Consider the following 20,123-nt stretch of genomic DNA (forward strand, 5'->3'; position numbering starts at 1 on the left):
CTGAGTCCTGTGCAGTACAGAACCCAGGCCGTCTAAGCGAGCATCCAACCGTCTCAGTTTAAGGGGTCACATCACTGCGCGGGGACGACGGTGGCTGGTAAAGCCCGGCCGGATCAGAACTTGTAGCGCAGGTTCAGGTAGTACTGGCGGCCGCTGACGTCCAGCTTCTGCTGCTCTTCTTCGCTGTAGCGATACTGGGCGCGCTTGGCATTGGTCAGGTTGGTCGCGCTGAACGCGAGTTCCAGGTTCTTGGTGAAGTAGTAGTTGGCGGAGAACGCCAGCGTGGTCACCGCGTCGGCATAGGTCGGCGCGGTCGGCATCGCGATGCCGTTGATGACCGAGAGACCCTGGCTGTTGGCGGTCGGCGACGGCGCCGTGGTGCTGTTCACGTATTCGCCGCGGTAGTTGGCCACCAGGCGCGTCGACAGCTTGGCATCCTCGTAGTACAGGCCGACGTTGCCGGTCCATTCGGACGCGCCCACCATCGGACGGCCGTCGTCGACCTTGGTCTTGGCGCGGCTGACGTTGGAGGTGAAGCCGAAGTTGGTCTTGCCGAACGGTTGCTCGTACTGCAGCTCGATGCCGTTGATCTTCGCGCCCTGCTGCGAGGCCGTGTTGATGAAGAAGGTCTTCACGGTCTGGTCGCGCGGGTCGAGCAGGTCGACGGTGGAGCTGCCAACCGCGCCGGTCTTCGGATAGCCGTCGATCGACGAGTGGAACACGCTCACCGCCACGATCGAACGCGGCGCGAAGTACCACGACCACGAAAGGTCGAGGTTATCCGCGGTTTGCGGTTCCATGTCCGGATTCGGACCGGTCACGCGGCAGCCGTTGGCGTCGCAGCCCGGGGTGCCGAAACCGCTGCCCAGCAGGTTGTAGTTCTGGCGGCCGATGGTGCGGCTGACGCCGAAGCGCGCCAGCATGTCGTTGCCCATGTCATAGCGCAGGTTCAGGCTCGGCAACCAGTTGTCGAAGGTGCGCTTGGTCGGCGTCTTGTAGTACAGGATGCCGGCGTTCGGATTGAACGGCATGCCGTCGAAATAGGCGGTGGCATCGCCGGCATCCGTGATCGCGCCCGGATAGGCGGCGCAGGTGATCGGCGCCTGGCCCGGCTCCACGCGCTGGCAGGCGCCGGCCGGGATCGGAGTCGCGATGTTCGCCTTGACCTCGGTGCGGGTGAAGCGCACGCCGACGTTGCCCGACCAGCGCTCGCCTTCCAGGTTGGCCATCACGTAGGCGGCGCTCTGGCGCTCCTGCATGTCGATCTCGGAGTTGACGCGGCGCTCCCAGGCATCGCTGGTGACCTTGGTATTGCTGGCGATGTAGTCCTTGATGCCTTCCGGGGTATAGGTGAAGCCGGTGTTGTCCCAGCCGGCCGGACCGTCGAGATCCTTGCCGAAGTCGCCCGGGAAGGCCTGCCAGCCGGTGAGCGGCGTCGGCGTGTTGGAGATCACGCGGCCGGTGACCGGGTCGAGCGTGATCCCGTTGCGGAAGGCCGGGCCGCGGCGGCCGCTGGTGCGCTTGTGGTCGGCGAAGCGCACGCCGCTTTCCAGCGACTGGAAGATGCCGCGATCGAGGCGGTATTCGGCATCGAACTGCGCGCTCCATTCCTTGTCGACGGTCTTCACACCGGATGCCGCGCGGTCGACGATGGTGTAGCCGCTGCCGTCCGGGTTCAGGCCCGGCTGGTTGGCGCCGGCATTGTGGTACTGGACGAAGGGTGCGTCGTGCAGGTCGCCCAGCGCGTACGAGATGCCGGTGCCGTAGCGCGCCAGGGTCAGGCCCTGGTCGAGCTTGGTCTGGCCGACGCCGCGGGTGGTCGACAGCAGGGTCTTGACGGTCAGGTCGTCGTTGACGCGGTACTTGGCGTCGAGGTCGAGGAAGGAACTCTCGGCCTTGGCGCCGTCGCGGTAGAAGCCTTCCGAGTTGCCCACGTACTGGGGGCTGGTGCCGTCGGCGAAGACGATGTCGGCGGCCTTCAGCACCTTCAACGGGTGGCCGTAGACGGTGGTCTCGTCGACGATCACGGGGTTGCGGATCTGGGCGAACACCTGCTGCCCATTGTGACTGGTGTTGACGGCGGCGGCGGTGGTGCCGCCCAGCGGCGCGTTCTTACCGAGCAGCATGGAGTAGATCGCGCTCGAGCTCAGGCGGCCATGGTTGTTGGCGTCCATCGAGGAGTGGAAGCCGGTCATGGTGACGTCGAGGTCGCGGTTCGGCTTGAACTGCAGCGACAGCATGCCGCCCTTGCGGTCGCGCACGGACTCGACGAACTCCGAGCTCATCGAACCGGGCAGGCGCACGCCGTTCAGGTCGGCCGCGGTATAGCCGGTGCCGGCCAGCGATTCGTCGGTGATGCCCTTCATGGTGCTGGTGTTGATCACGTCCCAGCCGCTGTTGGTGCCGTAGGCGAAGCGCGACACCGAATCGCGCCGCACGTGGCGTTTTTCGGCGAACAGCGCGGCCAGCACGCCGAAGGTGCCGGCCTCGTTCTTCCAGGTGACCGAACCGTTCATGTCCGGCGCATAGCGGCCAGGCAGGTCGGCATAGCTGGCGCCCACGCTGACCACGCCCGAGAAGCGTTCTTTCTGCGACAGCGGCTTGCGGGTCGTCACATTGATGGTGCCGGCCAGGCCGCCGTCGACGATGTTCGCCTGCGAGCTTTTATAGACGACCGCCTGCTGCAATACGTGCGACGGCATCAGCGACAGGCTGGTCGAGCGCGAGCTCGAGCCCTGGTCGGCGACATACCAGTCGGCGCTGCTGACCGCGTGGCCGTTGAAGATGATCAGCGACATGTCCGGGTTGGTGCCGCGCATCGACACCTTCTCCGCTTCATCGTAGTCGGTGCGCACGGCCACGCCGGCCAGGCGCTGCAGGGAGTCGGCCAGGTTCTTGTCCGGCATCTTGCCGACGTCTTCGGCCGTGATCACCTCGACGTTGGCCGAGGCATCGCGCTTGACCGACAGGGATTTGGCCAGCGAGGCACGGATGCCCGTCACTTCCACGGTCTGCATCGGCACTTCGGGGGTGGCTTCCTGCGCCATGGCCGGCAGGGCTGCAAGGCTCCAGACTGCCATCGATACGGCCGCTGCGAGCGGCTTCTGCTTGAACATCTTCTCTCTCCTGGGAATAGTGCTATCGTTCTTGCTTAAGGCAGGCTGAAGACTGCCATGCTCGGAGTATTGATGATGTATTCCGTCCGTGAATAATCACTTGTGTTCGCTTCTATATAACTTGAAGGAATGTACATAAAGTCGCTCTGCGTGCGGTTATGGCTGGACGAAGAAATTTCATTACCCAAGCCGGGCGCACCAGATTAGCTTGACGTTTTTTCCCCACATTGATGAACGCCATGCGCCTTGCCTGCCTGCTGCTTGCCAGCGCCGTCCTGACCGGGTGCGCGACCGCGCCCGCCACCAAGCCCATTCCGGGGGCGCCGCCGCCACCGACGCCGCTGTACACCCTGCTGCAAAAGCAGGTCTACCAGATGACGCCATTCGAGGCGGGCCAGTACATCGCCCACATGCAGGGCGCCGAGCCGGACCTGAGGAAGCGCATCGCCGCGATCGGCCGCCAGAACATCGGCCAGCCCTACTCGCTGCACCTGCTGGGCGAATTCCCCTACGAGATCCACGACAGCCTGCCTCTATATAGCCTGGCGCAGAGCGATTGCGTGGTGTTCGCCGAACACACTTATGCGATGGCCATGTCCGGCTCGTGGGAAGAGTTCTTCTGGATGCTGCAGCGGATCCGCTACCGCGACGGCGTGATCGGCGTGGCCACGCGCAACCACTACACCGAGATGGACTGGAACGTGGCCAACCGCTGGCTGGTGACCGATGTCAGTGCCGAACTGGCCGGCGCCGGCGGCCCTGGGTACGATATGAAGGTCGACCGCGCGCGCTTCCTGGCCGCCCGCCACAACACCGTGCGCGACATCCCGGTCGAGACCAGCCGCCAAGCCTATGTGCCGAAGGAACAGGTGGCGGCCATCGCCCGCCAGCTGCAGGAAGGGGATTTCGTCAACGTGATCTCGACCCGCGACGGCGAGTACTGGGCCTCGCACGTGGGCCTGGTGGTGCTGGGACCGAACGGCGAGCGCCACTTCCTGCATTCGGCCGAACCGCAAGTGCGCGAGGAGACCTTCGAATCGTATATATCGCGCACGCTCGAGCGCCAGGAGCGCAATGCGCGCGCGGGCAAGCGCGGCCAGGCGCTGGCCGGCTTCAAGTTCCTGCGCCTGAACGAAGCGATCACGGTACCGCCGATGGCGCCGCAGCCGCGCCCGGGGCGTCCTGCCGCCTGACGTCCGACATCGTCGACCGCGTTCCGGCCTGCCGGGTCGGGACGCTTTTTTATTTCAGCCATTCCCATCGGCATCCGCCGACCCGCCCTTCCCCAATATCCCGAATTAAATAAATAGTCGCTGGAAATGATTATCCAGCACCATTTCTTTTATTCACTTCTTCATTTCAATCTTTGTGCTCATGCATTATATCCCCTATCGCTGTTGAGTGACCTCAAACCCGCCATTCAATCTCGGACAGATAATAAGCTTATACACACAAAAGCAATCGGCAAAACCACCCCATCCAGCGCAGAGTTTTATTCTAACGCCTGATCGTGCAGTAAACCATTATTTTGATTGCAGCTGCACGTCGTTCTCTTTCAGCGAGAAGCCGATTGCCATGTCAATTCAACGCTACAGCCTGTCTCACCAGCTCTGCGCAAGAATCGTATCCATGCACCGCACTGCGAAGGCCGCCCTGGCCATCGGGGTCGACCTGGTAGCGCTTCCCGTCTGTTTTTTAATAGCAATGATATTGCGCGGGGGCGATTTACAGCTTGCAAAACAATTCGGGCCCGGCTCTTATTTACTGGTGGCGGTGCTGACGATAGCGGCTTTCTGGCTATCCGATTTATACCGCGCCGTCATTCGCTTCATCGACCACCGCCTGCTCACCCTGACCGGTCTTGCATTGGGCATTGCCATATTATGCGCCTATCTTACTTTAGTATTCCTCAATGAGGCGCGATTTCCGCGCAGCGCGCTGGCGATATATTGGTTCATCGCTTTTTCTTATGTCGTCATATCGCGTATCGGCGTGCGCAAGCTGCTGCGCAGCAAACGCGGCCCCTGCGCCGGCAAGGCGCTGGCGGTCGCCATCTACGGCGCCGGCGAGGCCGGCGCCCGGCTGGCCCAAACCATGCGCGACGGCGACGAATACCGCCCGCTGTGCTTCTTCGACGACAAGCACGCGCTCAACGAGCGCACCGTGGCCGGCCTGCGCGTGTTCCACACCTCGCGCCTGGTCGAGCTCAGCGCCGCGCTCGGCATCCGCACCATCGTCATCGCCCTGCCCGCCGCCGCCCCCGAACGCCTGCGCGAGCTGATGCAGCGCTTGGGCCAGGCCGGCGTGCCTACCAAAATCCTCACCCGGCTGGTCGACCTGGGCGACGACAAGGCCTGCGACAAGTCGGTGCTGCGCGACGCCATCCGCGAAATCAAGTTCGAAGACCTGCTCGGCCGGCCGCCGGTGCCGCCGCGACTCGACCTGTTCGCGCGCTGCGTGCGCGGCAAGGGGGTGCTGGTGACGGGCGCCGGCGGTTCCATCGGCAGCGAGCTGTGCCGCCAGATCGTCACCCTGAGCCCGGCGCGCCTGCACCTGATCGACCATTCCGAATACGCGCTGTACACCATCCGGCAAGAGCTGGCGGCGCGCTTTCCCGCCTTGCCCATCCACGCCCACCTGGGCTCGGTCTGCAATGCCGACCTGGTCGAGCGCGTGCTGGCCGCCGGCGGCATCGACACCATCTACCATGCCGCCGCCTACAAGCACGTGCCGCTGGTCGAGACCAATATCGTCGAAGGCCTGCGCAACAATGTGCTGGGGGCCCAGATCATCGCCGCCGGCGCGGCGCAGCACGGCGTCCAGACCTGCGTCCTGATTTCCAGCGACAAGGCGGTGCGGCCGACCAATATCATGGGCGCCAGCAAGCGCATCGCCGAACTGATCTTCCAGGCCGCTGCCGCCCGCGCCGCCGGTGGCTGCGCTCCGGGCGACGGCGCGGGCGGCAGCGCCGGCCATGGCCCGGCCCATGGCGCAGGCAACAGGACCGGCACGACGTTCTGCATGGTCCGCTTCGGCAATGTGCTGGGCTCCTCGGGCTCCGTGATTCCCCTGTTCCAGCGCCAGATCACGCGCGGCGGGCCGGTGACGATCACCCATCCCGAAGTGTCGCGCTACTTCATGCTCATCCCCGAGGCGGCCCAGCTGGTGATCCAGGCCGGCGCCATGGCCAAGGGCGGCGACGTGTTCGTGCTCGACATGGGCGAGCCGGTGCGCATCCTCGAGCTGGCGCGCACCATGATCGCCATGCACGGCCTCACCGAGCGCACGCCCCAGCAGCCGCGCGGCGACATCGAGATCCAGTTCATCGGCCTGTTCCCGGGCGAAAAACTGCACGAGGAACTGCTGACCGACGGCACCGTCTTCCCGAGCGAGCACCCGCGCATCATGCGCATGAAGGAAAGCGCGCTGCGGCCCAGTGTGCTCGAAACCTGCATCACCTGTCTCATGATGGCCTGCGAGACCCACGAGCGCGGCCCCATCGAGTCGATGGTCAAGGCCATCGTGTCCGAATACCTGCCATCGACGCCGGCGCCCCTGCCGCAGGCGCCGGTCGAGGAGCCCGTGCCTGCCGGCCTGATTCGCAAGTTCGTGCCGTTCCGGATCTAGGGCCGGCCAGCGCCACCGCTTCACACCATCACATCGTTGCCGTCATACCTGCCCGTCATACCCGCCGTCATACAGATACTGTCGAGGAAACCCATGCGAGACGAGAACCAATCAGTTCACCTGGAGCAGCTGCTGGACCGGCTGCGCGACCGCCATGCCGTGATCGGCATCATCGGCCTCGGCTACGTCGGCCTGCCGCTGGCGCTGCGCTACGCCGCCGAAGGCTTTCGCGTCCTCGGAATCGACGTCGACGCCGACAAGGTCGCGCGGCTCAACCGCGGCGGCAGCTATATCGCGCACATCGGCGCCGCCGCGATCGAAGAGGCGCGCGCCGCCGGCTTCATGGCCAGCACCGACTTCGCCCGCACGAGCGAGGCCGACGCCCTGATCATCTGCGTTCCCACCCCGCTCACCGCCTACCGCGAACCCGACCTGTCGTTCGTGATCGGCACCGTCGAATCCCTGCTGCCGCACATGCGCCCCGGCCAGTTGCTATCGCTCGAGAGCACCACCTATCCCGGCACCACCGAGGAAGAGCTGCGCCCGCGCCTCGAGTCGCGCGGCCTGCGCGTCGGCCAGGACGTGTTCCTCGTGTTCTCGCCCGAGCGCGAAGACCCGGGCAATCCCGATTTCCATACCCGCACCATCCCCAAGGTGTGCGGCGGCTCCACCAATGCCTGCCTGGAGGCCGGCCTGGCCCTGTACCGCGCCGCCATCGACACGGTGGTGCCGGTCAGCTCCACGCGCGCGGCCGAACTGACCAAGCTGCTCGAGAACATCCACCGCGCCGTCAACATCGGCCTGGTCAACGAGATGAAGATCATCGCCGACCGCATGGGCATCGACATCCACGAGGTGATCCGCGCCGCCGCCACCAAGCCGTTCGGCTTCACCCCGTATTACCCCGGCCCCGGCCTGGGCGGACATTGCATCCCCATCGATCCCTTCTATCTCACCTGGAAGGCGCGCCAGTATGGCCTGCACACCCGCTTCATCGAACTGGCCGGCGAGATCAACAGCGACATGCCGGGCTGGGTGGTCGGCAAGGTGGCCGACGCCCTCAACGAGCGTGGCCGCGCGGTGATGGGCAGCCGCATCCTGGTGCTGGGCATCTCCTACAAGAAGGACGTCGAAGACATGCGCGAGTCGCCCTCGGTGGCGCTGATGGAGCTGCTGCGCGCGCGCGGCGCCGCGGTCGACTATTCCGACCCCCACGTCCCGGTCTTCCCGCGCATGCGCGAGCACCGCTTCGAGCTGTCGAGCGTGCCCCTCACTCCCTCCTCGCTGGCGTCCTACGACGTGGTACTGCTGGCCACCAGCCACAGCGCCTTCGACTACGACCTGGTGCGCCAGTACGCCAACCTGATCGTGGACACCCGCGGCGTGTACCCGAACCGCTTGCCGAACGTGGTGCAGGCCTGAGCGGCAGTTCCTCCGATCCGACCCGTCCACATCCGACCCCGCCCACCGTCACGCCCGGAGCCCGCATGCGCCACTACCCTGCCCCCATCCTCGACCGCAAGATCCGCTTCGCCCTGGTCGGCTGCGGCCGCATCGCCCGCAACCACATGAACGCCATGCGCGAGCACGCCGACCGCTGCGAACTGGCCGGCGTCTGCGACATCGATCCGCGCGCCCGCGAAGAAGCCGCCGGCGTCACCGGCGCCCGCCCGTATGCCAGCCTCGAGCGCATGCTGGCCGAATGCGACGCCGACGCCTTCGTGCTCGCCACCCCGTCCGGCCTGCACCCCGGCCAGGCGATCCGCATCGCCGCGGCCGGCCGCCACGTGATCACCGAGAAGCCGATGGCCACGCGCTGGGAAGACGGCAAGCGCATGGTCGCCGCCGCCGACGAGGCCGGGGTGCGGCTGTTCGTGGTCAAGCAGAACCGCCGCAACGCCACCCTGCAGCTTCTCAAGCGCGCGGTCGAGAAAAAGCGTTTCGGCCGCATCTATATGGTCAACCTCAATGTATTCTGGACCCGCCCCGAGGAGTACTACCGCAGCGCCGGCTGGCGCGGCACCTGGGAATTCGACGGCGGCGCCTTCATGAACCAGGCCAGCCACTACGTCGACCTGCTCGAATGGATCGTCGGCCCGATCGAAAGCCTGCAAGCCTATACCGCCACCCTGGCGCGCGACATCGAGGTCGAGGACACCGGCGTGATGAGCCTGCGCTGGCGCAATGGCGCACTGGGCTCGATGAACGTCACCATGCTGGCCTGGCCGCGCAACCTCGAAGGCTCGATCACCATCCTGGGCGAACATGGCAGCGCGCGCATCGGCGGCGTCGCCGTCAACGAAGTCCAGCAATGGGAGTTCGCGCAGCCCGATCCCGACGACGCGCTGGTGCCTGATGCCAGCTACCAGACCACCTCGGTCTATGGCTTCGGCCATCCGCTCTATTACGACAACGTGATCCGCGTGCTGCGCGGCGAGGCCGAGCCCGAGACCGACGGCCGCGAAGGCCTCAAATCGCTCGAAGTGCTGGTCGCCGCCTACCGCTCGGCGCGCGACGGCCGCCGCGTCGCCCTGCCGCTGGAGTACTGATCATGGCCATCATCATCCATTCCAGCGCCATCGTCGACCGCGGCGCCCAGCTCGGCGACGACACCCACGTCTGGCACTTCGCCCACGTCTGCGCCGGCGCGCGCATCGGCGCCGCCTGCTCGCTGGGCCAGAACGTCTTCGTCGGCAACGACGTGTGCATCGGCAACGGGGTCAAGATCCAGAACAACGTCTCGATCTACGACGCCGTGACCCTCGAAGACGATGTCTTCTGCGGCCCCAGCATGGTGTTCACCAACGTCTACAACCCGCGCGCCGCGGTGCCGCGCAAGCACGAGTACCGGCGCACCCTGGTGCGGCGCGGGGCCACCATCGGCGCCAATGCCACCGTCGTGTGCGGCGTGACGATCGGCCAGTACGCCTTCGTCGCCGCCGGCGCCGTGGTCAACCGCGACGTCGCGCCGCATGCGCTGGTGGCGGGCGTGCCGGCGCGCCAGATCGGCTGGATCAGCCGCACCGGCGACCGCCTGGCCCTGCCCCTCACCGGCAATGGCGAAGCCCGCTGCCCGCATACCGGCGAGCCCTACATCCTGCAAGACAGCGTCTGCCGTGCTGCCGACAGCGCAAGCGACCTGACCGGCAGCGATCCGAACCAAAGCCCGAGCCAGAGCCAGAGTGCACGAGGATAATCCATGGACTTCATCGACCTTAAATCGCAATATCTCGCCTCGCGCGAGCTGATCGACGGCCGCATCCAGGCCGTCCTCGACCACGGGCAGTACATCCTCGGCCCCGAGGTTGCCGAGCTCGAGGCGCGCCTGGCGGAGCGCACCGGCGCGCGCCACTGCATCACCGTGTCGTCCGGCACCGAGGCGCTCATCATCGCCATGATGGCGCTCGGCATCAAGGCCGGCGACGAGGTGATCACCACCCCGTTCTCCTTCATCGCCGCGGCCGAAGCCGTGATGCTGGTGGGCGCCACCCCGGTGTTCGCCGACGTCGAAGCCGCCACCGGCAATATCGACGCGCGCCTGGTCGCCGAGCGCATCACGCCGCGCACGCGCGCCATCCTTCCGGTCTCGCTGTACGGCCAGCCGGCCGACATGGACGCCATCAACGCCATCGCCGAACCCTATGGCATCGCCGTCATCGAGGATGCCGCCCAGAGCTTCGGCGCCACCTATCGCGGCCGCCAGAGCTGCCACCTGTCCACGATCGGCTGCACCAGCTTCTTCCCCAGCAAGCCGCTGGGCTGCTACGGCGACGGCGGCGCCCTGTTCACCGACGACGATGCCCTGGCCCAGGCCATGCGCGAGATCCGCGTCCACGGCCAGTCGCACCGCTACGTGCATACCCGGCTGGGCGTCGGCGGACGCATGGACACCCTGCAGTGCGCCGTGGTGCTGGCCAAGCTCGAACGCTTCGACTGGGAAGTCGGGCAGCGCCAGCGTGCCGCGGCCGGCTACGACGCGCTGCTGCGCCACCAGATTCCCGTCCTCGCCGTGCGCAACGACCGCAGCAGCGTCCATGCCCAGTACACGGTGCTGGTCGACGAGCGCGAACGGGTGCGCGCCCAGCTTGCCGCCGCCGGGATTCCGACCGCCGTCCACTATCCGGTGCCGATTCACCGCCAGGCCGCCTATGCCCACCTGGCGCCGGACGCCTATCCGGTGGCCGAAGGACTGGCCCGGCGCGTCCTGAGCCTGCCGATGGGGCCGTTCCTCGACGACGCCAGCGCGCAACGGGTGGCCGGCGCCCTGCTCGACGCCTGTCGCCAGACGCGCGCCGCGATGCCCGCCGTGACGCCAGACGAGTTGGCGCCCGCTTCGGTCACCAGCATCGCCTCCGTCGCCGCCACCGCCACCACTCCCGCCACGACTTCATGAGGCATTTGCCGCCATTCTGGCGCCACGTCGCCACCGTCCTCGGTGGCGCCCTCGGCGCGCAGGCCCTGCCGCTGCTGGCGGCTCCGCTGCTGACACGCATGTGCACGCCGCAAGAGTTGGGCGCCTACAGCGTCTGGCTCGGCGTGATCGCGCTGTCGGCGATCGGCGCCACCCTGCGCATGGAGGCGGCGATGATCCTCGACCAAGAACAACAGCACCAGCGCACCTGCTTCCGGGTCGTGTTCTACAGCGCCACCATCGCCGCCTTGCTACTCACGCTGATTGCCACAGCGGCGCGGCTGGCCGGCTTCGAACCGGCCCTGCACCTGCCCTGGGCGGCCCTGCTCACGATCGGCGCCGGCGCCTGGCTGATCGCCTGCATGCAGACCACGCTTGCCTACGCCACCTCGCACAATGCCTTCGGCAAGGCGGCGCGCGCCAAGGTGGTGGCGGCCGCCGTCATCGTCTTCACCCAGCTCACGCTACTGTACGCAGGCCTTGGCGGGTCCGGCCTGATCGCCGGCCACCTGTGCGGCCTGCTGGCCGGCTACCTGTATGCGCGGCGCCTGCTGCGTCCACCGCGCGCGCCCATCGCCTGGCTGCTTGATCCCGACCAGCGCGCCTACCTGCGGCGCCACCAGGCCTTCTGGCGCTTTTCGCTGCCGTCGAACCTGCTCAACGGCGCCGTCAGCCAGTTGCCGCTATTCCTGATCGGGATGCGCCACGGCGTGCTGGCCGCCGGTCTGTATGCGCTGACCCAGCGCGTGCTGTCGGCGCCGGTGTCGCTGCTGGCGGCCTCGGTGCTCGAGGTCTTCAAGCGCGAATCGGTGCTCGAATTCCGCGAGCACGGCAATTGCAGCCGCACCTACCGCCATACTTTCAAGGCGCTGCTGGTGATGGGCATCGGCCCGGCCCTGCTGCTGATGGCCTTCGCCCCGACCCTGTTCGCCACCGTGTTCGGCGCCTCCTGGCGCGAGGCGGGAGAGTTGGCCCAGCTGATGGCGCCGCTGTTCCTGCTGAACTTCGTCGCCAGTCCGCTGAGCTATGTGTTCTTCGTGGCCGGCCGCCAGAAGGCCGACCTGCTGTGGCAGGTAACGCTGTTCGCCACCACCCTCGGCGCCTTCCTGCTGCCGGGCAGCGTGCACGACAACGTGCTGTGGTACGTGATCGGCTATTCCTGCCTCTACCTGGTCTACCTGCACATGTCCTGGAACTGCTCGCGCAACGGGCTGGCCACCGCATGAATCCCCCGGCCACGCCCCCTTCCGCCCCGCCGCCGGCCGTGCATGCCGGCGGCGCACCCGATGCCTGGGCGCTGGCGCTGCAGAGCGGCCCCTCCCAGCCCCGCGGCGCGGCGCGTGCCCGGCGCGAGCAATGGCTGATGATCGCCTGCTTCTTCATGCTGTTCCCGGGCTTCTTCTTCTACCATACCCTGCTCGGCACCGGCACCACCGGCGCCTTCCTGGGCGGTTACTTCGGCCCGGTGGCGCTGGCCTTTGCCGGCCCGATGTGCCTGGTCTATCTTGCCCGCATGCGGCGCGAGGCCCGGCGCCTGACCCTGGTCGACGTCCATTACGGCGTCTTCTTCGCGTATTTCGTGGCCGTGGTGGTGGTCAATGCGGCGGCCGGCGCCAACCGCGCCATCGTGGTCTACCACATGCTCGCCATCCTCTTCATGGTGCTGGTCTACATCCAGTTCTGCTTCATCGACTTCGCCAGCCGGCGCTTCCGCGCCGTCGGCCTGCTCAGCCTGGCCGGGATGTCGACCATCGTGTTCTCGTATTCGGTCGACGGCGTGTTCTACCTCGGCGCGCTCGGCATCGCCAAGGACACCAATGCACTCGCCACCTACCAGGGTTTCTCGCGTTCCTACCTGTTTACTTACCTCGCGGTGGCCACCTTCACGCGCAGGCTGCCGCTGCGCCTGGCCTTGCATGCGCTGGGTGCAGCCACCCTGTTCGTCAACACCGCGCGCAGCGAGTTCGTGGCCCTGCTGTTCGCGATTCCCTTGATTGAATTCTATTATTCGCGCCATAAACTGTACTTCGTGCTGGCTGGCGTGTGCATCGCCGCCACCGTCGGCCTCTACCTCGACCAGATCCTGGCGTCCCTGCCCTCGAACCGCATCCTCGAACTGTTCGACCTGTCGCACTCGACCTCGGCCAACAAGCGCCAGCAGCTGACCGTGCATGCGGTGCAATCGATCGCCTCCCATACCATCCTGGGCGACTATGGCAGCTACAAGCCTGGTCACTACTCGCACAACGTGCTGTCGGCCTGGGTCGACCTCGGCCTGTTCGGTATGCTCTACGTGGCGGCGCTCGCCATCGTCCCGATCACGCCGATGTTCTTCCACGAGTACTTCGCCGCGCGCCGGCGCCCGCTGTTCCTGCTGGCCTTCGCCTTCGCCTGCGTCACCGTCCTGTTGCTGCTGACGTCCCATTACTTCACCGACATGCTGCTCAGCGCCACCCTCGGCGCCTGCAGCCGCTATGCCTACGAGAGGAAACATGCCGCGCATCGTCCACCTGACCTCGGCGCACCCGCGCTACGACACGAGGATCTTCGTCAAGCAATGCCGCACGCTGGCCAGCCACGGTCATGAGGTGATCCTGGTGGTGGCCGACGGCCTCGGCGACGAGCTGCGCGACGGGGTCCGGATCGTCGACGCCGGGAAGCGCGCGGACGGGCCGCCGGAGCGCCGCCCGAACGCCCTCGTGGGGCGTTTGGACCGCATGCTGTGGACGACGCGCCGGGTGGCCGCGCGCGCGCTGGCCTTCGATGCCGACGCCTACCAGTTGCACGACCCGGAGCTATTGCCGGTTGGCCTGCGCCTGCGGCGCGCGGGCATGCGCGTCGTGTTCGATGCCCATGAAGACGTACCGACCCAGCTGCTCGACAAACCCTATCTGGCGCCTGGCGTGGCGGGCCTGGCGGCGGGCATGTATGCGCGCTATGAACGCTACGCTTGCGCCCGCCTCGATGGCCTGCTGGCCGCCACGTCCCATATCCGCGAGCGGCTGGCGCACTGCAATGCGCAGACGATCGACGTCGCCAACTATCCGCTGCCCGAGGAATTCTCTCCCGAGCGCAGCTGGGATGCGCGCACCGGGATCTGCTACGTCGGCAGCATCTCGGCGATCCGCGGCATCCGCGAAATGGTGCAGGCCTGCGCCCTGCTGCGCACCCCGGCACGGCTGGCCCTGGCCGGCAGCTTCGCCGACCCGGCGCTCGCGCGCGAGGTGGCGCTGCTGCCGGGCTGGACCCGCATCCGCGCGCTCGGCCACCTCGATCGCGCCGGCGTGGGCCGGGTCATGGAAAACGCGTTCGCCGGCCTGGTCACCCTGCTGCCGACCGCGAGCTACCGCGATGCGTTGCCGGTCAAGATGTTCGAGTACATGGCGGCCGGGATTCCCGTGATCGCGTCGGATTTCCCGCGCTGGCGCGCCATCGTCGAGGCCAATGATTGCGGCGTGTGCGTCGACCCGCGCGATCCGGCCGCCATCGCCGCCGCCATCGACCGCCTGGCGCAAGATCCGGCGCTGGCCCGGCGCATGGGCGCCAATGGCCGGCGTGCTGTCGAGCAAACCTATAACTGGAAAAACGAGGCGCAGAAGCTGGTGCGATTCTATGCCGACCTGACCCGGCATCCATTGGCGCATCGCCTGGCGCTGACCTAGCAAACAGAAAAAATCAGGTCGCGCCAGCGCCCATCGTTTAAGCGGTTTCAAGGAATCGCACGGCGATCCACCTTATCGTGTAAAGCAGACTCAGAGGTGAGAATATGTTCTTGCAACACTACAATACATTTATTCAAGCCATTAATTTGCCGGTAGCGAAACTCTGCTTTCACGAGCATATCGATCCGGAAGATATCCGCACCACCTACCGCGCCTTCACCCGGCCGCATCCGCGCTTTCGTCTCATCCGCGCCAAGACCGTCGGCGCGGCGCTGATCGACCTGTCGCGCTTCGCCGACCGCCATGCCTACGAGGAGCAGATCAAGGCGAAGAACCACGGCGGCTATCACGCCAAGCGCGCGCGCAAGCGCGGCTACCATTTCGTCGACATCGACCGCAACGATTATATCGACGACATCCACGCCATCAATACCTCGCTCGATACGCGGCAAGGCCGCCCCATGGACGGAAAATATACCGAGAAACGCGAGGCATTCGACACGCTGCCGCATTTCCGCCATCACGGCATTCTCGACCCGCAAGGAAAACTGGTCGCGTATGCGAGCCTGGCCATCTATGGCAATTTCGCCGCCTTTTCGCAGATGCTGGGCTATCGCAATAACGACGGCATCATGCACCTGCTGCTGGTCGACACCATCAGCCGCCTGATCGACGAACGGCAAGTGCGCTACGTCATGTACGACACCTTCTTCGGCGCCCAGCCCGGCCTCAAGACCTTCAAGACCATCCTGGGCTTCCAGCCCTACCGTGCGCGGTATTTCCTTCAATGAAACACTGCAATGAAGACTTTCTTGAACCGGGTGTACGCCGACTACCTGATGCCCAGCCGCCTCGGCGAGTACGCGTCCCTGCTGCAGGCGGCGAATGAGGCCGGCTACGCCCAGGTATCGGTGCGCAGCTTCTTCCGCAACCTCAACCGCGAGCAGGCGCCGCGCAAGACGCTGGTGCACCGCCACGATATCGACAGCGACCTGCGCACAGCAAAGAAGATGTTCGCGCTCGAGGCGCGGCACGGGGTGCGGGCCAGCTATTACTTCCGCCTGTGCACCCTCGACTATGGCTTCATGCGCGAGATCGAAGCGGCCGGCAGCGAAGCCAGCTACCACTATGAGGAAGTCGCCGATTTCGCCAAGCGCCACCGCATCCGCAAGGGCGACGAACTGCGCCTGCGCTTTCCCGAGATCCGCGAGCTGTTCGCACGCAATATCGGCCAGATCGCGTCGCGCCTTGGCGCGCCGCTGGCCACCGTGGCCAGCCATGGCGACTTCGCCAACCGCCGCCTGAACGTGATCAACCACGAGCTGCTGCGCGACCGCGCGCTGCGCACCCGCTGCGGCATCGAATGCGAATCCTACGACGCCGAATTGCTGCGCGGCTTCGACCTGTACATCAGCGACCGCAAGCATCCCGTCTACTACACGCCGATGTCGCCGTTCGCCGCCCTCGGCCACTACGAGCGCATCTGCATGCTCACCCACCCGGTGCAATGGGAAACCAACTGGATCGAGAACACCCGCTGCAACTGGCGGCGGCTGGTCGAGGAAATGGTGTGGCGTATATGACGCAACAGATATGACGCATCTGATATGAACATCCTTCTCATCAACCACTACGCCGGCTCGGTCCATCACGGCATGGAGTACCGCCCCTATTACCTGGCGCGCGAATGGGTACGGGCCGGGCACCGGGTACACATCGTGGCCGCCTCGCATTCGCACCTGCGGCGCCAGGGCCCCACCATGGCCGGCCGCGACCGCCTTGCCGAGGACATCGACGGCATCCACTACACCTGGCTGCGCACCCCCACCTATGCCGGCAATGGCGCCGGCCGCGTGCGCAATATGCTGGCCTTCGTGGCGCGCTTGTGGCGCGAGGCCCCGCGCCTGGCGCAGACCTTCGCGCCGCAAGCCGTGATCGCCTCCAGCACCTATCCGCTCGATATCTGGCCGGCGCACCGGATCGCCCGCCTGGCGGGCGCGCGCCTGCTGCACGAGGTGCACGACCTGTGGCCGCTGTCGCCGATGGAACTGGGCGGCCATTCGCGCCACCACCCCTTCATCATGCTGCTGCAGGCGGCCGAGAACCACGCCTGCCGCCACGCCGACGCCATCGTCTCGATCCTGCCCCGGGTCCGCGGACACCTGGAGGCGCGCGGCATGGCGCCGCACAAGCTGCACCTGATCCCGAACGGCGTCGACCCGGACGAATGGCCGGCCGCGGGCACGCCGCCGCCTGCGGATGCGCCATGCCGCGGGCCGGACGTATTGCCGCCTGCCGTCGCCGCGCTCCTCGGCCGGCTGCGTGCCGAGGGACGGGCGATCGTCGGCTATGCCGGCAGCCACGGCCTGGCCAATGCGCTCGATACCCTGCTCGACGCCGCCCACCTGCTGCGCCAGCGGCCGCTCGCCTTCGTGCTGGTCGGCGCCGGGCCCGAAAAGGACCGGCTGCGGCGCCAGGCGCGCTCGCTCGGGCTGGACCACGTCCACTTCGTCGACCCGGTCGCGAAGCGCGCCATCCCGGCCCTGCTGGCGCGCTTCGACATCGCCTTCCTCGGCTGGCGGCGCCAGCCGCTGTACCGCTTCGGCATCGCGCCCAACAAGCTGCTCGACTACATGATGGCGGGCTGCCCGGTCCTGCATGCGGTCGAGGCCGGCAACGATCCGGTGGCGGAAACCGGCTGCGGCGTCAGCGTGGCGCCCGACGATCCGTCCGCCCTGGCCGAGGGACTGGCGCGCCTGATGGCGCTCGATCCACGCACGCGCCGGGCGCTGGGCGAGCGCGGCCGCCGCCACGTGCTGGACCACCTGAGCTATCCGGTCCTGGCCCGCCGCTTCCTTGCCGTACTCGCACAGGAGACCCACCATGCCTGACCAGATGCCGTCCGCGGACAGCTTTTTACCGTTCGCCCTGCCCGACATCGGCGAAGAAGAAATCCGCGCGGTCGAAGCCTGCCTGCGCTCCGGGTGGGTCACCACCGGCCCCGTCACACGCCGCTTCGAAACCGCCTTTCGCGACTACCTCGGCGCCGAGGTCGAGGCGATCGCCGTCAATTCCGCCACCGCCGGCCTGCACCTGGCGCTGGAGGCGGCCGGCGTCGGGCCGGACGACGAAGTCATCGTGCCGACCCTGACCTTCACCGCCAGCGCCGAAGTCGTGCGTTACCTCGGCGCCCGGCCGGTGTTCGTCGATGCCGACCCGCACACCCTCAACCTCGACCCGGCCGCGGTGGCCGCTGCGATCACGCCGCGCACGCGCGCCATCGTCCCCGTGCACTTCGCCGGGATGGCCGCCGACATGGACGCCATCGGCCAACTCGCGCGCCGCCACGGCCTGCGCGTGATCGAGGACGCTGCCCATGCCTTCCCCACGCGCCACCGCGGCCGGCTGGTGGGCACGCTCGACAGCGACGTGACGGTGTTCAGCTTCTATGCCAACAAGACCATGACCACCGGCGAGGGCGGCATGGTCGTCACGCGCGACCCGCGGCTGGCCGAACGGATCCGCTGCATGCGCCTGCATGGCATCAGCCGCGACGCCTTCGACCGCTACACCGCGCGCACGCCGTCCTGGTATTACGAGGTGATCGCCGCCGGCTTCAAGTACAACCTGACCGATATCGCGTCCGCGATCGGCATCGAGCAGCTGCGCAAGATCGACCGCTTCCAGGGGCGCCGCACCGAGCTGGCCGCGCGCTACGACGCGGCGCTGGCCGGCCTGCCCCTGGTCCTGCCGGCCCGCCCGGCGCCGGATTCCGGCTCGACCCACGCCTGGCACCTGTACGTGGTACGCCTGGAGCGCGCGGCGCCCAGCGTGGACGGCGCGGACGGCGCCGGCATGGCGCACGGTGGCCGCGACGCGCTGATCGCCAGGCTGGCCGAACGCGGCATCGGCACCAGCGTGCACTTCATCCCGCTGCACCGCCAGCCCTACTGGCGCGACAGCTATGGCCTGCGCGCCGCCGACTTCCCGATCGCCGAGGCCGCCTTCGGGGCGATGCTGACCCTGCCGCTATACACCCGCATGGGCGACGCCGACCAGGAGCGGGTAATCGCGGCGCTGCACGACCTGCTGTCATGAAGAAGCGCCTGTTCGACCTGGCGGCGTCGCTGGCGGGATTGCTGCTGCTGTCGCCCTTGCTGCTGGCGATCGCCCTGTGGATCAAATGGGATTCACCGGGCCCGGTGCTGTACCGCCAGCAGCGCGTCGGGCGCGGCGCGATCCTTTTTACGATCTATAAATTCCGCACCATGCACCAGAGACGCGACGGCGGTCCGGAACTCACGGTCGGCGCCGACCCGCGCATCACCCACGCCGGCGCCGTGCTGCGGCGCTACAAGCTGGACGAGCTGCCGCAGCTGTTCAACGTCGTCAACGGAAGCATGAGCCTGGTGGGACCGCGGCCCGAAGTGCCGCGCTACGTGGCCCACTACCCCGAACCGCTGCGCCGCATCGTGCTGTCGGTCGCGCCCGGCATTACCGACTGGGCCTCGATCCTCTACAAGGACGAGAACGCGGTGCTGGCGCGCGCGGGCGACCCGGAACGCGCCTATATCGACACCGTGCTGCCGGCCAAGCTGCATTACTGCGTGCGCTACGTGCGCGAACGGACCTTCTGGATCGACGTGAAGATCATCCTGCGCACTCTGGCCGCGATCGTTCGCTAATTACTCACGTGGAAGAGCGGGCGATGCTGCGCGTGCTGCACCTGGGCGACCTCGATGTCGCGCTGCCGCTGGGAGCGGCGCTAGCGGCCTGGCTGCTGGCCGCCGGGGCATGGCGCACGGCGCTGCGCTGGGGTGCGTGTTTCGGCGCGGCCGTGGTACTGGTCGGCGGCAGCAAGATTGCGCACCTTGGCTGGGGCACCGATTTCTCCCTGCTCGAGTTCAAGGCGATCAGCGGCCACGCGACGCTGGTCAGCGCGCTCTATCCGTTCGCGGCCTGGGTGCTGCTGTTGCGCCGGGGCCAGGCCACGGCGCGGGTGGGCCTGGCGCTTGGCCTGCTGCTGGGCCTGGCCGTCGCGGCGCTGCTGGTCGCGACGGGCGAGCATACGACCGCCGAGGCGTCCACCGGCTGGCTGCTGGGCGCCGCCGCCAGCCTGCTCGGCGCCGCCAGGTCGGGCGACCTGGAGCGGACTCGGCTGCTGCCGGCGATCTGGTGGTCGCTGCCGGTACTCGCCGTCGGCGCCTGGCTGATGGAATTCGCGCACGTCGGCTACTGGATGATCCTGGTGGCGCTGGCGCTGTCGGGCAACAGCCATCCCTATCCCTGGGATGCCTGCTAACACTG

The 20,123-nt window shown here is 67.1% G+C and carries 16 protein-coding genes; 15 read left to right on the forward strand and 1 reads right to left on the reverse strand.

The window, feature by feature from the left end; genetic code table 11:
• Window positions 1–113: 113 nt before the first annotated feature.
• On the reverse strand, window positions 114–3,116 hold the full coding sequence (locus FVD38_RS23330) for a TonB-dependent receptor (RefSeq protein WP_147937002.1): 3,003 nt from the start codon (window positions 3,114–3,116) through the stop codon (window positions 114–116).
• A 230-nt stretch (window positions 3,117–3,346) separates the two neighbouring features.
• Here FVD38_RS23330 and FVD38_RS23335 point away from each other — a divergent pair, with 230 nt between their 5' ends.
• The 15 genes from FVD38_RS23335 (at window position 3,347) to FVD38_RS23405 (ending at window position 20,118) form a co-directional block, all read left to right on the forward strand.
• A complete protein-coding gene (locus FVD38_RS23335) occupies window positions 3,347–4,309 on the forward strand; it encodes an N-acetylmuramoyl-L-alanine amidase-like domain-containing protein (RefSeq protein ID WP_147937003.1) in 963 nt (320 codons plus the stop codon).
• A 511-nt stretch (window positions 4,310–4,820) separates the two neighbouring features.
• The gene (locus FVD38_RS23340; protein WP_308617206.1) at window positions 4,821–6,743 is read left to right on the forward strand and encodes a polysaccharide biosynthesis protein; all 1,923 of its coding nucleotides are present in this window, start codon (window positions 4,821–4,823) and stop codon (window positions 6,741–6,743) included.
• A 93-nt stretch (window positions 6,744–6,836) separates the two neighbouring features.
• On the forward strand, window positions 6,837–8,165 hold the full coding sequence (locus FVD38_RS23345) for a nucleotide sugar dehydrogenase (RefSeq protein ID WP_123067577.1): 1,329 nt from the start codon (window positions 6,837–6,839) through the stop codon (window positions 8,163–8,165).
• Between the two features lie 65 nt (window positions 8,166–8,230).
• Window positions 8,231–9,292 carry a Gfo/Idh/MocA family protein gene (locus tag FVD38_RS23350; protein WP_147937005.1) on the forward strand — a complete coding sequence of 354 codons (1,062 nt, stop codon included), beginning with the start codon at window positions 8,231–8,233 and terminating at the stop codon, window positions 9,290–9,292.
• A 2-nt stretch (window positions 9,293–9,294) separates the two neighbouring features.
• Window positions 9,295–9,939: an acyltransferase gene (locus FVD38_RS23355; RefSeq protein WP_147937006.1), complete on the forward strand. Its 645-nt coding sequence runs from the start codon at window positions 9,295–9,297 to the stop codon at window positions 9,937–9,939.
• A 3-nt stretch (window positions 9,940–9,942) separates the two neighbouring features.
• Complete coding sequence (locus tag FVD38_RS23360; protein ID WP_147937007.1) at window positions 9,943–11,136, forward strand: DegT/DnrJ/EryC1/StrS family aminotransferase; 1,194 nt, start codon at window positions 9,943–9,945, stop codon at window positions 11,134–11,136.
• The gene (locus tag FVD38_RS23365; RefSeq protein WP_147937008.1) at window positions 11,133–12,380 is read left to right on the forward strand and encodes a lipopolysaccharide biosynthesis protein; all 1,248 of its coding nucleotides are present in this window, start codon (window positions 11,133–11,135) and stop codon (window positions 12,378–12,380) included. Before FVD38_RS23360 ends, FVD38_RS23365 begins: the two co-directional genes overlap by 4 nt.
• Window positions 12,377–13,741: a hypothetical protein gene (locus FVD38_RS23370; RefSeq protein WP_147937009.1), complete on the forward strand. Its 1,365-nt coding sequence runs from the start codon at window positions 12,377–12,379 to the stop codon at window positions 13,739–13,741. The genes FVD38_RS23365 and FVD38_RS23370 overlap by 4 nt, the downstream gene beginning before the upstream one ends.
• Window positions 13,647–14,816 (forward strand): glycosyltransferase, encoded by a 1,170-nt coding sequence (locus tag FVD38_RS23375; RefSeq protein WP_187271687.1) that lies wholly within the window; start codon window positions 13,647–13,649, stop codon window positions 14,814–14,816. The genes FVD38_RS23370 and FVD38_RS23375 overlap by 95 nt, the downstream gene beginning before the upstream one ends.
• Window positions 14,817–14,962: 146 nt before the next feature.
• Window positions 14,963–15,607 carry a hypothetical protein gene (locus tag FVD38_RS23380; RefSeq protein ID WP_229493944.1) on the forward strand — a complete coding sequence of 215 codons (645 nt, stop codon included), beginning with the start codon at window positions 14,963–14,965 and terminating at the stop codon, window positions 15,605–15,607.
• 9 nt (window positions 15,608–15,616) lie between these two features.
• The gene (locus FVD38_RS23385) at window positions 15,617–16,399 is read left to right on the forward strand and encodes a polysaccharide deacetylase family protein (RefSeq protein WP_147937011.1); all 783 of its coding nucleotides are present in this window, start codon (window positions 15,617–15,619) and stop codon (window positions 16,397–16,399) included.
• 24 nt (window positions 16,400–16,423) lie between these two features.
• A complete protein-coding gene (locus FVD38_RS23390; protein WP_147937012.1) occupies window positions 16,424–17,707 on the forward strand; it encodes a glycosyltransferase family 4 protein in 1,284 nt (427 codons plus the stop codon).
• Complete coding sequence (locus FVD38_RS23395; protein WP_229493946.1) at window positions 17,700–18,914, forward strand: DegT/DnrJ/EryC1/StrS family aminotransferase; 1,215 nt, start codon at window positions 17,700–17,702, stop codon at window positions 18,912–18,914. Before FVD38_RS23390 ends, FVD38_RS23395 begins: the two co-directional genes overlap by 8 nt.
• On the forward strand, window positions 18,911–19,501 hold the full coding sequence (locus tag FVD38_RS23400; RefSeq protein WP_147937013.1) for a sugar transferase: 591 nt from the start codon (window positions 18,911–18,913) through the stop codon (window positions 19,499–19,501). Before FVD38_RS23395 ends, FVD38_RS23400 begins: the two co-directional genes overlap by 4 nt.
• Window positions 19,502–19,524: 23 nt before the next feature.
• A complete protein-coding gene (locus tag FVD38_RS23405; protein ID WP_147937014.1) occupies window positions 19,525–20,118 on the forward strand; it encodes a hypothetical protein in 594 nt (197 codons plus the stop codon).
• Window positions 20,119–20,123 lie beyond the last annotated feature (5 nt).

Origin of the sequence: Massilia arenae (assembly GCF_008014745.1) — a bacterium.
GTDB classification, from domain to species: Bacteria; Pseudomonadota; Gammaproteobacteria; order Burkholderiales; family Burkholderiaceae_D; genus Telluria; species Telluria arenae.